We start from the raw sequence: 14,001 nt of genomic DNA on the forward strand, positions 1-14,001 counted from the left end.
AAAGCGATTCCGCGCCCCTCCTGTCGGGCGTCGCCAACGAGTACAGCGTCACCCGATGGCGCGACCGTTACCTGCTGATCACCCAGGACACCAGCGTCCCGTTCAGCGCGGAGATCCGCGCGTATCTCTCGGATGCGCCCACCGGCCCGTTCACCACACCGACCGTGGTGTACCGAGCCCCCGAAGCCGGCATCGACGGAACCTACGGCGACCGGAACGTGTACGCATACAACGCGCATGAACATCCCGACCTCCGGTCCGGAGACACGCTGATCGTCAGCTACAACGTGAACAGCCTGGACTTCGAGGGCGTCATCGGCGACGTCTCGAAGTACCGTCCACGGTTCATCACCGTGCGCTTGAATCCCGGTTTCGGATCCGGCACGGACCCGGCCGGGCGCACACCCGGACCGGAGACAGATCGACCGGGACGGCCAAACGATGACGTTGTCTCACCCGATGCGGGGGCCGATGATTCGAATGTGCGGTCGGCACCGGGCCGTGCACCGGGCGCCACCGCGCGGCCGCGGGTCGAGACCACGCCGCCTGGGCAGCGGTTCGACCCCGGCATGCTCCACGCCTTCGGCCCGAACGTGGGACCGGACGCGCACGCGTTCGTACGCCCCGGTCGGCAACCCCGACCGTCATTCGACGTAAGACCGCTTGCCGCAGCGGATTCGACGGCCGCCCGCGCATCCCGCACCGGCGGCAACGGCGGGCAACCCGCTGGGCGCGGCTTCACCAGCGGCGGTATCCGCACATCGCCCGCGGGCCTGATCGTGCCAGCCGACCCCACCGACAGCCTGATCGTGCCCGCCGCGTACGTGATACCCGCCGATCCGTCGCTCGAAGAACTCATGGAACGCCTGCGCCCGTGGAAGGAGATCTTCCACTACTTCTGGGAATTCCCGATGCCTCGGGAAGGAGAGCTGTCCGGCCGGGCATGGATCGAAAGTGCGGAGCGGAAGGCCTGGATGAGGCGGCGGGCGTTGCGGCGCACGCCACTCTATGCGGGCGTCGACGCCGCCGTCCGGTTGACGCTCGCAGCCGAGCGACTGCTCGGAGCCCCCAATGCGACTCCTGGACCGGCCACCATCGAGCAACGCCGGGTCATTCCGGGCCGTGGGCCGATCGACGCCGGGAAGAACCGAACCATGCGGCACGACACGCAGGTACGGGAGGCGTCCCCCGCCAACGCGGAGGAGAGAACGCCGTTCGGGCGGTTCTGGGCGGCGGTCTCCGGGGACGAGCTACCGCAGACCAAGCTGATTCGCCAGGGAAAGATGGCCTACAACGGCGGACGACTGCTGCGCGCGGAGGGCCACAACCTCATGGTGGCGGGGCGTTACGCGGAAGGCTACGAACTGCTGGTGTCCGGGCGCGACCCGGTGCTCACGCCGGAGGAATACGCGTTGTGGCTGATGTTCAACCACGACGCGCTGTGGACCCTGCACTTCCCCGGCTGCCGTGAGCTGGAGCCGCAGTCGCCGGAATTCCTGCTCACCCGCTATCTGACGATCGCCATCTTCGACAAGATCGCCACGAAACCGCTGGAAGTGCGGTACCTGGACGATGTCGTCCGTCCGTACCTGCGCCGTCAAGGTGTGGCGGCGGGCAGGGTACTGCTCCACGACTTGACCCATTACCTACCGGAGTCCTGCCGCACCACAACGGAGCGGCTCGGCGCCTGGGCACTCCGAGGCCTGGGCCGCAGGGTCGGCGCCGAGGTGAAGGAGCACCTGGACAACTGCGCGGCCTGCCGGAACACCGCTGCCTTGCTACCGGCCGCGCACAGCAGCTCGGGTGAGCGCAAACTGCTCGTTCCGCCTGGACCCGCAGGCGACGGTGCCACTCCGCACACCGCCAACCGTCCCGCGCCTCCGGCTGATCCGCGAGTTCTGGGCCACGGCCAGAGGATCGCCCAACGGGCAGAAGAGATCCGCCCGGGCACCTATCCGCAGGTGGTATTCGATCCGGCTACGGCACTGGACCTTCCACCGCAGCGTGCCCGCGGTCTGGACGGGCTCGGTTTCGGCCCGGCCCCGGCGGTGGCCGATCCCTTTCGCGGTTTGCCCGACGGCGTGGTGGCACATGCCGCGCATCCGGATGACCCGGACGGCGGAGCGTTCGGTGGTGGACGAAGCGAGCGAATCGCGAGGGCCGCGCTGTCGAACTTCCGTGTCGATGCCACATTCAGCGACCTCAAGGATTGGGCCGCACGTCTCACCGACGACAACCTCCACCAGCTGCTGACCGGCTTCACCCGCACGGTCACCGAACTGATCTCGGCCATTCATCGCGGCGATCCGCCGACACTGACCGACCAGGTGATCAATCCCGCACGCCTGTTGGGCGCGATCGTGGCGGAAGCGACTCGCCGCTTCGGCGACAGCGTTCCCACCACCACGCCTACCACCTATCGGGAGTTGTTCGCTACCGCGCCGTGGCTGCGAGCGAGCCGGCGCACCGTCTCCGACCTGCATGCAGCCATGACCGCCGTGCTCGACGCCGCGTTCGCGGTGATCCGCACGTCCGGTGCGCACCGCTGGTCGGTGGCTGCCATGCACCATACGGTCCCAGCGCATATCGCGCAGATAGCACGCGATATCGAAGAAGCCGACCGGCACGGCGTTTGGCGCGAGGAAGGTTCGTTCCGGCCGGGGGACGCCCTCGACACGGAACATGTGCGCCTTGTGAAGTCCTTCCTGGGGGACCAAGTGCGCAGCCCGACGATGGCTCGAATGGTCACCGAGTGGGCCTATGTCATGAATACGCTGCTCCAGCTGCGATCGAGCGAGCTCTTCTCACCGAAGTACGCCACGATCTTCGAGTCGCTGCCCGTCCACGCCGTTGCGCTCGATCGAGCGCGCACCGGCTCGGACCGGCTGTTCGCCGCGACGGTCGCCGTCGCGGTGCCCGACCTGCTCGACGCGGCGTTCTACCTCCTACCCACCAGCAATTCCGCCTTGGGGCTGGACTACCTGAGGCAGGCCGACAGTCTGCTGGCCGAGGCCAGCACCCGCTTCACGAACAGCTCCGCCCGCCACGCGCTGCGGGACGCTTCCGACAACGTACACAGACTGTACGAAGACATCATCCTCGCGGACTCCCGCCGATCACCCGAAAACCGCGCGCGACGCATACACGATGTGCTTTCGGACTATTTCCACGAAGCATTCGAGTCCTCCATCGTCCGATCTCTCCGCTGGGGAATGCGGGCACTGCACGGGCTGGGTAGTCAGAGTCCGGGTATCGATTACGCCCTTGCGCGGCACCGTCTGGATGTCGATGCGCCTTGGGACTGGCGTATCACCGACGACGAGCGTGCCCTCACCGCGACCGCGGAGCACTTGCTACAGATCGCAGGCGCACCGGAGGGCGGTATTCGGTCATTGTTGGCCCCCATCGATTCCGTCGATCTTTTCCGGAGCACCTTCGACAGCGTCGGGAGGAACATGCGATGGTGGATCGCGCTCGGAAGATGGATCAGCGGGGGCGTTCCGATCGGCAGCCTGCTGGCGGGAGCCACGGACTTCTGGGTGTCGCAGATGCAGTTGGCGGTGCTGAGGCGGTATCCCCACATCATCGGCGCTGTCGGCGGCATCCCTTATCGGGCGCGGGACCTGGCGAATCGGCTGTCGCTCGCCCGTGACCTCGAGTCCTCCCGCCTCCCGCCCGAGCGCCGACGTGAGCTCGACGTACTGCGCACACAGCTGGCAGAGATCGGACGCAGCGCCCACGGACTCGCCGTCCCCGGCTCCGCCGCGCCACCGGTGCTGCTGGTCTCCTATGACCCCGTCACACGAGGCGGAACGGGCCGGGCTGTCGTCTCGATCGGCGAGGCCGATGCCGCATCGTTCATCGCGTTCAACGTCGCGGGAGCCGACACCCCGCTTACCGATCTGGCGCAGTGGTCGGTGCACGCCTGCCTGCAGTACGAGAAAGCGAAGCGGCATGCGCCCGCCGACACCCGCGTAGCCATCATGTTCACTGCCGGATCACCGCGTGGTGCGGGGGCGCCTTCGCGCACCGCTGAGCCGGGCGCGATGGCACAGGACGCCGTCGTCGACGCCCGCGCCGTAGCCGGGGACATCGTGGCGCGGGAACTCCTCACCTACGACGCGACTCGCGAATTGGCTTCGGATGGCAGCGACGAAAGCTGGTCGCGAAGGTCCCAGCTGTTCACCGCGATCGGGCACGGCGACGGTATCGGTGTGCTGCGCTCGGCCGCGGATACCCTGCTGCTGAGCCGAGCCGTGGACCAGATCGTTCTGGTTCCCGGCTCGGCCGGCGACCGGCTTCCCACCGCCAGTCAGCTCAGGATCGGCACCGAAAATGTGTACACGCTCAACCCCCACCGCGACCAGAACGACGATCCGAAGACCATAGGGCTGATCACGGTCGGGCACGGCGCCGATATCGAATCCGCACCCGACGCCTCCGGCCGATCAACCGCTCCGCTGATGGAGACCCCCACCAGCGTGCGCGATCTGTCTCAGCTGCTTCCCGCGCACGAATACCGGCCCGTCGGGGGCAGCCTCGGATGGACCATGACTCACGACGAGGGCCTGACGGTGTACCGAGCTGCACAACCCGTGCTGCGCGATGCGCTGTCGGGAACGTACAACACGACGGTCGTCCTCGAAGACCTCGGCCTGGTCCTGCGCATCGGCCAACCGGATACCGGCAGCTACGATCCACGTTTCGGACCCGAGCACAGAACCCTGCCTGTCATCTCGCAATACGTTCGGAACGCACCGCAACTGCTGAAAGTCCTCGACGGCCGCATGCCGGACGGGCGCGTCGTCGACGAATCGGCGCCGATTCTCATCGAAAGGCTCGCCCGCGGACACAATCTCGCCGAGACGTTCCGGCGAGCCGACCGGCGAACGATCCGGTCACATCAGGCTCTGATACTGCGCACCTTCGCGAACATCCACGAGCAGCTGCGCGCGATGCCGGAGAACCATCCGCTGCTGGCTCGACTGACACCGCCAGGCGTGGCGACGGGTGACACCGCCGGGTGGTACCTGAACCATATCGATTGGTACACCGACAATTTCTATCGACCGCACTACGCCCGCTTCGGGCGCCTCTTCGACGAGTTCGGCCTGCTGCGGGGAAATCCCTTCGAGCCGCTGAGAGATGAGGCTCGATCGATGCGGGACTCCCGCCACCACATCTTGCACGGCGACCCGAACGGGGGGAACTTCCTCATCAGCGACGATCTCCACATAACGCTGATCGACTGGGAACTCGTCGTCACCGGTCCGAGCGCCTACGACTGGGCCAGGTTGGGCCATCTCGTCCCGGAGATCGAGGTGCCCTACGAACTCGGCGGTCCCGACATGGTCGGATTCGCCCGCGTCGAGAAGTTCAAGCGGGTCATGAACGACACCGTCAAACTGGCGCCGCTGGCCGCTGCGGGCCGACTCACCCCGCAACTGATCGAATTCATCGAGACCGAATTCAGTGAGGCAGTGATCCAGATGCGCCAGCTGTCCGGGCACTCCGATCTACTGCCGCCGCGCGCCGAGCTCGAAATTCTTCGCTCCTGGCGACCCTGAAAGCAAGCTATCTTCGACGTTCGCGTTGCCACCGCGCAGGAACGCCGCTCGGTGCGGCGAGATCAGTGGCTCGATATCGACATGGAGGACGACGTGGCAGACGAACCCGGTGGGCTGACCGCCGAGCACCCGCTGGCTCGCGCGCTGGCGGCGCACGCGCCGACCGGGTGGCAGCGGGTGGACGCGGTGTTCGCGGTCACGGTGGTGAGCGAGGTCGCCCAGCTGGTCTACACGGTCGGGGAGCAAGTGATGCCGGTGGACCCGCCGGAGCCGGTGCTCGCCCTCGTGCGGGAGCACCGCGCGCTCGCGGCCGGCTCCGGTGCGGAACCGTGGTGGCGGCTGGTGATGGCGATGACGAGTTCGGGCGAGGTCGAGGTCACCTACGACTACGGCGACGAACCTTTCCCCGACGGCCAGCTGTTCGTCCCGGAGGCATACCGCGCCGACCTCGAGGCGTATCCCCGCCGGAAAGTACCGGTGTGGCTGGCCGCCTATATCGGCCACGGTGACCGGCAGCGGCGCACCCCACAGCAGGCCGCAGCCCGAGCCCGTGCCGACCGGGCCGAAGGAGTGTGGGCCGTACTCGCGGAGAACGAGTTCCCTCCGTTCCCGCAGATGTGGGCCCGTTGGACGACCATCGCCGCGGCCTTCGTTGCGGCGAAGTCGGAGTGGGGTCCGCGGATGTTGCCCTGGGTCGGTGTCTTCGAAGGCACCGCGCGCGGTGGGTCGACCTTGCACGCGCTCCCCGCCGGACGAGCCGTGCTCTCCGGCGGAGTTTGGAACGCGCCGACCCTGGACGCGGTGTACAACGCGGGCGCGCCGATGCCGGAGTTGTACGGCGGCGCGCCGGACTGGGTCGCCGACCCCGTCTTGAATCCGCGGGCGGCTTCCGGCCTGCTGTCGTTCTGCTACTGGTGGGAAGCGGGGCGCTGGTACCGCGGACAGTCACCGTCCGCACGGGAGTGCGCGCCCGCGGTGCCGGGCATATGGACGCGAGACACGGCGATCAAGATCGTGGCTGGGCTATGCGCGGAGAACACGGACACCGACGCGGTCGACGCGCTGCTGTCCGCCGCCGAGGCGGGCAGGGTGACGCGGGCGGAGCTGGTCGCCGTCTTCGGCGACGACGACCGTTACGACATCGACGGCGCGCTCTACCAGTTCTCGGTGGCCGGGCTGCGGTCGACGCTGCCCGAGCCGATGCCCGCCGAACAGGCGATCAGCCGGGTGCGGGACTACATCACCGGACGGCAGCTGGACACCACCGGCTACCCCCTGTCGGAACTGACCGCCGACCGCTTCCGCTTCGGCTGGAAGGTGCACGTGCCGGCGCGGGAGAACGCGCAGCCTCCCCGAGCGATCTTCTACCTCGCCGACGACGGCGAGTTCGCGCACTCGTCGTCGTCGGTCGACCAGCGGCGATTCATCGCCGCGTTCGAACAACGCTTCCTCGACCGTCACGGGCCGGTGGCCTGACGGACTGCCACCCGCGGTGGGAAGGCGCTGACCGGCGGCGCGGCGACGTCGGTCACACCCCTGCGTGGGCAAAAGAAAAACCGCGCATCAGCACCTGATGCGCGGTTTCTCGTCTGTGGGCGAAGGGGGACTTGAACCCCCACGTCCCGAAGGACACTGGCACCTGAAGCCAGCGCGTCTGCCATTCCGCCACTCGCCCGAGCGACTGGGAGACAGTATCACGGCCGCGCGCCGGATACGAAATCGCCATTTCAGAGGCCTGACCGGGGGCTGAACGGGTCCGGGAACCCAGGGCCGTCGCCAAGAGTTACAGGTGTGGACGATCGTGGATATCATGCAATGAACGTGGTCGATCAACGACACGCCATACACGCGTGTCGTTGTTACGAATCAGGAAGAGACGCGCACCGAAGGGAGGCCGAGATGGGCATCGTTTCGCGATTCGAGCGTCGCCTGCAAGGCGCCGTCGGTGACGTGTTCGCCAGAGTCTTCGGCGGCAGTGTCGTGCCCCAGGAGGTGGAGGCGGCGCTGCAACGCGAGGCCGCCGATCATGTCCAGGACCTGGGCGGCGGGCATCTGCTGGCACCCAACAGCTATGTGATCACGATCAACACCTCCGATCACCAGCAGCTGGATGCCGACCACGACCTCACCACCCGCGCGTTCGCCAAACATCTACAGGACTACATCCGCGAGCAAGGCTGGCAGACCTACGGCGAAGTACACGTGGCGTTCGAGGCATCACCTACGCTGCACACCGGACAGTTCAGGGCGAGTGGCCGCGTCGATCCCGACGTCGGACACAGAGCCAGCGCGGCTCGCGGCCCCGAATCACCGCCACAACGACCTGCACACCCGCAACCAGGAGCTGGCCCCATGACGCAGAACTCAGGCTACGACCCGAGCCGTGAGCCCGCGGAGTCCGATCCACGCAACCGCGGGTACGCACCACCGCCTGCCGGACGCGGCGGCCCGCAGAACGGCGCGTACCGCGACGACTACGGCCGCGGCGGCGCGTACGGGGCGGATTACCAGGCTCCGGACGCGCAGCAGGGTTACGGCGACTACCAGAACGGCTACGACTACCCCCAGGGCGGCCAGGGCTACGGCCAGCAGGGCGGTTACGGCGAGTCCGGCTACGGCCAGCAAGGCGGTTACGGCGAGTCCGGCTACGGCCAGCAGAGCGGCTACGGGGAGCGTGGCTACGGCCAGCAAGGCTACGGCGAGTCCGGCTACGGACAGCAGGGCTACGCCGACCCGGCTTACGGCCAGCAAGGCTACAGCGACCCCGGGTACGGCCAGCAGGGTTACGCCGAGCCGGGTTATGGCCAGCCAGGCTACGGTCAGCCCGGCTACGGTCAGTCGGGGTACACCGATCCCAGCTACGGCGACCCGAACTACGCCGACCAAAGCGGCTACAGCCAGGACGACCAGGGCGGCTACGGTCAGGCATACTCCCAGCAACCCGGGTACGGCGCGCCGCAGGGCTACGCGGGCGGACAAGGCTACGGCGCCGCGCCGCAGGCCGGTTCGGGCTACTCCGCGACACTTCAGCTGGACGACGGCAGCGGCCGCACTTACCAGCTGCGGGAAGGCAGCAACATCATCGGCCGCGGCCAGGACGCGCACTTCCGCCTGCCCGACACGGGCGTCTCGCGCAGGCACATCGAGGTGCGCTGGGACGGGCAGACCGCGATGTTGTCCGATCTCGGATCCACCAACGGCACCCTGGTGAACGGCTCCCCCGTGCAGGATTGGCAGCTCGCCGACGGCGACGTCATCCGTGCCGGGCACTCCGAGATCCTGATCCGCATCGTCTGATCCCGTAAGCTCGCGGTGCAGGTCACGACATGGCTCTCGAGGGATTCGTCGGTCGTATCGTGATCGAAGTCGACCGACGGCCCTATGATGCTGCCAACACACGCGCGGCGCCGACACCGGGGCCGGCAAGACCAGCAGGCTGGTGGGGGTGGTCGAACCGCACCTACGGCACCGACGTACACGGTCGAACAGGAGGTGGAGCGCCGTGCAGGGACTGATCCTGCAACTGACCCGTGCGGGGTTCCTTCTGCTGTTGTGGTTGTTCGTGTGGGCTGTGCTGCGCACCTTGCGCAGCGACATCTACGCGGCATCCGGCATTCGGATTCAGCCCAGGGCCGCACGCGGTTCCGCGGTGCTGCCTTCCTTCAGCCGGGGCCAGAAGGGCGCCAAATTTCTTGTGGTGACTCAGGGTTCACTCGCCGGCACCCGCATCTCGCTCGGCACCCAACCGGTGCTGATCGGGCGTGCGGACGATTCCACGCTGGTACTCACCGATGATTACGCCTCGACCAGGCATGCGCGACTGTCTCCGCGTGGTGACGACTGGTACGTCGAGGACCTCGGCTCGACGAACGGCACGTATCTCGATCGCGCGAAAGTCACCACCGCCGTCCGTGTTCCACTCGGCACGCCCGTCCGTGTCGGCAAGACAGTGATCGAGCTGCGATCGTGACACTTGTTCTCCGCTACGCAGCGCGCAGCGACCGCGGTCTCGTCCGAGGCAACAACGAAGACTCCGTGTACGCGGGCGCCCGGCTGCTCGCACTCGCCGACGGCATGGGCGGCCATGCCGCGGGAGAAGTCGCGTCCCAGTTGATGATCGCCGCGCTCGCCCATCTCGACGACGACGAACCCGGCGACGATCTGCTCGGCAAGCTCGACGCGGCCACCCGAGAAGGCAACGCGGCCATCGCCGATCAGGTCGAGGAGGAGCCCGAGCTCGACGGCATGGGCACCACGCTCACCGCGATCCTGTTCGCGGGCAAGAAACTCGGCCTGGTGCACATCGGCGACTCGCGCGCCTACCTGTTGCGCGGCGGCGAGCTCACCCAGATCACCCGGGACGACACGTTCGTCCAGTCGCTGGTCGACGAGGGCAGGATCACACCGGAGCAGGCGCACACGCACCCGCAGCGTTCGCTGATCATGCGCGCGCTCACCGGCAACGAGATCGAGCCGACGCTGATCATGCGCGAAGCGCGCGCCGGTGACCGCTACCTGCTGTGCTCCGACGGCCTGTCGGACGTGGTCAGCGACGAGACGATCGCGAACACCATGCGCGAGGGCAGCACCGACGAGTGCGCCGACCGGCTCATCGAGCTGGCGTTGCGCAGCGGCGGCCCGGACAACGTGACCGTCGTCGTGGCCGACGTGATCGACCTGGACTATGGCCAGAGCCACCCGATCGTCGCCGGCGCCGCGTCCGGCGTCGACGAGGACACACCGCCGCCGAACACCGCCGCGGGCCGGGCCTCGGCGCTGCGCCCGCCGCGCGCCGCGCCGCGCCGGGCCGCCGCCGCGCCCGAGCCGCCCGCGAAGAAGTCGCACCGGCTGCGCTGGATCGTGCTCGCGCTGGCGCTCGTCGTCGCGGTCTGCGTCGGTCTCGTGGTCGGCTACAAGATGATCCGCAGCAACTACTACGTCGGGGCAGACGACGGTTCGGTGGTGATCCTGCGCGGATTGCCCGGCTCGATCCTCGGCTACTCGATCCACGACGTGAACCTGGTCGGATGCGTGACCCGCAACGGTGAACTCACCCTGACCGAGCCCGGCGAGAACGTGCCGTCGGCGTGCAAGCCGCTGAAGGTCACCGATCTCAAGCAGACCGGCCGCGACCAGGTGGACAAGGGCTTGCCGCCCGGATCGCTGGACAAGGCCAGGGACTCGATGACCTACCTCGCCCAGCGCGAACTGCTGCCGCCGTGCGCGGTCAAGGAATCAGCGCCGCAGCCGGGAGTCGTTCCGTCGCCGGCCGAGACCGCGGCGCCCGCGCCCAACGGCGCTCCGCCCGCTCCGGCCACCGGCGCGCCCGCGCCCGAGCAGGGCGACGCCAGGGGCACCGAGATCAAGACGCCGACGACGTCGACTCCCGCCGCGCCGACCAGCACATCGCCCGCCCCCCAGACCGCGGGGGAGAACTGCCGGGTGACGGACTGATGTCCGCGCCGGCACCGCCGTCGGCTGGGGCTTTTCCCAGTCCCCCTGGCGGCTTCGCTCCCGCGCCACCGCCGAGCACCAGGCGCAACGTCGAACTGTTGCTGCTCGGGGCGGCGGCGGTGATCACCACCGTGTCCCTGTTCCTGGTCGAGGCCAGTCAGGAACAGTCGATCACCTTGGACATCGCCAAATACGGCTTGGCCTACCTGGCGTTGTTCGGTGTGGCGCACCTGGCCGTGCGGCGGTTCGCGCCGTTCGCCGACCCGCTGCTGTTGCCGATCGTGGCGCTGCTCAACGGACTCGGCCTCGTGCTGATCCACCGCCTCGACCTGGCCGACCAGCAGACCGCCGCCTACAACTCGTGGGCGAGTCCGTCGCCCGACGCCAATCAGCAGATCCTGTGGACCGCGCTGGGCACGATCGTGTTCATCGCACTGCTGATCGCACTGCGCGACTACCGCACCCTGGCCCGCTACAGCTACACCCTCGGCCTCATCGGCCTTGTCGCGCTGGCTATCCCGGCGCTGCTGCCCAGCGCGTTCTCCGAGACCAACGGCGCGAAGATCTGGATCAGGCTGCCCGGGTTCAGCGTCCAGCCGGGTGAGTTCGCGAAGATCCTGCTGATCATCTTCTTCGCCTCGGTGCTGGTGGCCAAGCGCGAGATCTTCACCGCCGCCGGGCGCCACGTGCTCGGCATGGAGTTCCCGCGCGGCCGCGACCTCGGCCCGATTCTCGCCGTCTGGGTCGTCTGCATCGGCGTGCTGGTGTTCGAGAAGGATCTCGGCACCTCGCTGCTGATCTTCAGCACGGTGCTGGTGATGCTCTACATCGCGACCGAACGGGTCGGCTGGCTGGTCATCGGCGGCGGACTGCTCGCGCTCGGCTTCGTCTTCGCCTACCAGTTGTTCGGCCACGTGCGGGTCAGGGTGGAGACCTGGCTGCACCCGTTCGACGACTACAACAACACCGGCTACCAGATCTCGCAATCGCTGTTCGGCCTTGCCACCGGCGGTCTGGCCGGCACAGGCCTCGGCAGCGGCAGGCCGAACCAGGTGCCGTTCGCCAAGACCGACTTCATCGTCACCACGATCGGCGAGGAACTCGGCTTGATCGGGCTGGCCGCGGTGCTGGCGCTGTTCCTGGTGTTCGTGGTGCGCGGACTGCGCACCGCGCTCGCGGTGCGCGACAGCTTCGGCAAGCTGCTCGCGGCCGGCCTGTCGTTCACCATCGCGATCCAGCTGTTCGTCGTGGTCGGGGGTGTGACCAAGCTGATTCCGCTGACCGGTCTCACCACCCCGTTCATGTCCTACGGCGGATCTTCGCTGCTGGCCAACTACGCATTGCTGGCGTTGCTGATCAAGATCTCCGACGCCGCCCGCGCACCCGCCCCGGTGCGCAAGAAGGAACCGGCGCCGATCGCCGACGCGCAGACCGAACTGCTGCGGCGCGACGGCGGGCGACCGGAGGCGGGGCCGCTGACATGAACACTCCACTACGCCGAGTCGCGATCGCGGTGATGGTGATGGTCGTCGCGCTGCTGGCGAACGCCACCTACGTCCAGGTGATCAAGGCCGACGATCTGCGCTCCGATCCACGCAACTCCCGGGTGCTGCTGGACGAGTACGCCCGTCAGCGCGGGCAGATCTCGGCCGGCGGCACCGTGCTGGCCAGCTCGGTCGCGACCGATGACCGCTACAAGTACCTGCGCACGTACCCGAGCGAGCCCGCGGCGTACGCGCCGGCCACCGGCTTCTACTCGATGCAGTACGGCAGCACCGGACTGGAACGCGCCGAGGACTCGGTGCTCAACGGCTCCGACAGTCAGCTGTTCGGCAGCCGTCTCGTCGACCTGATCTCCGGCCGGGATCCGCGCGGCGGCAACGTGCTCACCACGCTCAATCCGGTGATGCAGCAGGTGGCCTACGACCAGATGACCAGCAAGGGCTACACCGGTTCGGTGGTGGCGATCGAGCCGAGCACCGGCAAGATCCTCACCATGGTCTCCACGCCGAGTTACGACCCGAACCTGCTGTCCGGGCACGACGGCGCGCGCGGCACCCAGGCGTGGGAAACCCTGAGCGCGGATCCGAACCATCCCATGCTGAATCGCGCCATCTCGCAGACCTATCCGCCCGGCTCCACGTTCAAGGTCGTGGTCACCGCCGCCGCGCTGGCCAACGGCGTCGCGACGCCCGACGACCAGTTCACCGCCGCGCCGAACATCACGCTGCCGGGCACCAGCACCACGCTGGAGAACTACAACGGCTCCACGTGCGGTCCCAACCCCACCGCTTCGCTGCTCGAGGCGTTCCGGCGCTCGTGCAACACCGCCTTCGCCGAACTCGGCGTCAAGGTGGGCGCCGCGACCCTCAAGGACGAGGCGGCCGCGTTCGGCATCGGCCCGCACCGCGGGATCCCGATGCCGGTGGCGGAGAGCACCGTCGGCACCATCTCCGACGACGCCGCTTTGGCCCAGAGCAGCATCGGGCAGCGCGACGTGGCGCTGACCCCGCTGCAGAACGCGGTCGTCGCGGCGACCATCGCCAACGGCGGCGTCCGGATGGAGCCGTACCTGGTCGATCAGTTGCAGGGCCCGGACCTGAGCGAGCTGTCGAAGACCAAGCCGGTCTCGGTCGGCCAAGCCGTCAGCGCCGATGTAGCGTCGACCGTGACGAACATGATGATCGCGTCCGAGGGCAACACCGCTGGAGGTAACCGGACCCCTTATCAGATCGCGTCCAAGACCGGCACCGCGGAGCACGGGAGCAACCCGCGCAACACGCCGCCGCATGCTTGGTACATCGCGTTCGCCCCCGCGCAGAACCCGAAGATCGCCATCGCGGTGATCGTGGAGAACGGTGGGGACCGGGCGCTTGCCGCGACCGGTGGTTCGGTCGCCGCGCCGGTGGCTCGCGCGGTTCTCGACGCCGGTCTTCGAGGGGGCTGAACGATATGGATGTGCGAGTGAAGGTACGGGGAC

Annotated in this window: 7 protein-coding genes and 1 tRNA gene (1 of these 8 only partly in view); 7 read left to right on the top strand and 1 reads right to left on the bottom strand. The window is 68.1% G+C overall.

The annotated features are described in order from the left end of the window. A protein-coding gene (locus tag ACWDMM_RS20355) for a sigma-70 family RNA polymerase sigma factor (protein ID WP_449938858.1) crosses the window boundary here: on the top strand, positions 1-5,567 show its 3' portion. 20,035 nt of this gene lie to the left of the window's left edge; the window shows 5,567 of its 25,602 coding nt (coding positions 20,036-25,602); its start codon lies beyond the left edge, outside the window; the stop codon is at positions 5,565-5,567. Between the two features lie 93 nt (positions 5,568-5,660). Next, the gene (locus ACWDMM_RS20360; protein ID WP_449938860.1) at positions 5,661-7,043 is read left to right on the top strand and encodes a hypothetical protein; all 1,383 of its coding nucleotides are present in this window, start codon (positions 5,661-5,663) and stop codon (positions 7,041-7,043) included. A 116-nt stretch (positions 7,044-7,159) separates the two neighbouring features. On the opposite strand, the gene ACWDMM_RS20365 is transcribed toward ACWDMM_RS20360, so the two are convergent. Beyond that, positions 7,160-7,242: transfer RNA gene (locus ACWDMM_RS20365), tRNA-Leu, on the bottom strand. A 224-nt stretch (positions 7,243-7,466) separates the two neighbouring features. On the opposite strand from ACWDMM_RS20365, the gene ACWDMM_RS20370 reads away from it, so the two are divergent. From ACWDMM_RS20370 to ACWDMM_RS20390, 5 genes are all read left to right on the top strand, one after another. Further along, the gene (locus tag ACWDMM_RS20370) at positions 7,467-8,864 is read left to right on the top strand and encodes a DUF3662 and FHA domain-containing protein (RefSeq protein WP_357207594.1); all 1,398 of its coding nucleotides are present in this window, start codon (positions 7,467-7,469) and stop codon (positions 8,862-8,864) included. Positions 8,865-9,069: 205 nt separating this feature from the next. Continuing rightward, positions 9,070-9,537 (top strand): FHA domain-containing protein FhaB/FipA, encoded by a 468-nt coding sequence (locus tag ACWDMM_RS20375; protein ID WP_014980860.1) that lies wholly within the window; start codon positions 9,070-9,072, stop codon positions 9,535-9,537. Then, positions 9,534-11,021 carry a PP2C family protein-serine/threonine phosphatase gene (locus tag ACWDMM_RS20380; RefSeq protein ID WP_449938863.1) on the top strand — a complete coding sequence of 496 codons (1,488 nt, stop codon included), beginning with the start codon at positions 9,534-9,536 and terminating at the stop codon, positions 11,019-11,021. The genes ACWDMM_RS20375 and ACWDMM_RS20380 overlap by 4 nt, the downstream gene beginning before the upstream one ends. Continuing rightward, on the top strand, positions 11,021-12,505 hold the full coding sequence (locus ACWDMM_RS20385) for an FtsW/RodA/SpoVE family cell cycle protein (protein ID WP_195079600.1): 1,485 nt from the start codon (positions 11,021-11,023) through the stop codon (positions 12,503-12,505). The genes ACWDMM_RS20380 and ACWDMM_RS20385 overlap by 1 nt, the downstream gene beginning before the upstream one ends. Further along, complete coding sequence (locus ACWDMM_RS20390; protein WP_195079599.1) at positions 12,502-13,968, top strand: peptidoglycan D,D-transpeptidase FtsI family protein; 1,467 nt, start codon at positions 12,502-12,504, stop codon at positions 13,966-13,968. Before ACWDMM_RS20385 ends, ACWDMM_RS20390 begins: the two co-directional genes overlap by 4 nt. Positions 13,969-14,001: the final 33 nt, after the last annotated feature.

The sequence above is a fragment of the Nocardia sp. NPDC003726 genome (genome assembly GCF_053586955.1).

Bases quoted from the DNA above. Each gene is read 5' to 3' on its own strand.
- ACWDMM_RS20385 (WP_195079600.1), top strand. From the start codon at position 11,021: ATGTCCGCGCCGGCACCGCCGTCGGCTGGGGCTTTTCCCAGTCCCCCT.
- ACWDMM_RS20370 (WP_357207594.1), top strand. From the start codon at position 7,467: ATGGGCATCGTTTCGCGATTCGAGCGTCGCCTGCAAGGCGCCGTCGGT.
- ACWDMM_RS20390 (WP_195079599.1), top strand. From the start codon at position 12,502: ATGAACACTCCACTACGCCGAGTCGCGATCGCGGTGATGGTGATGGTC.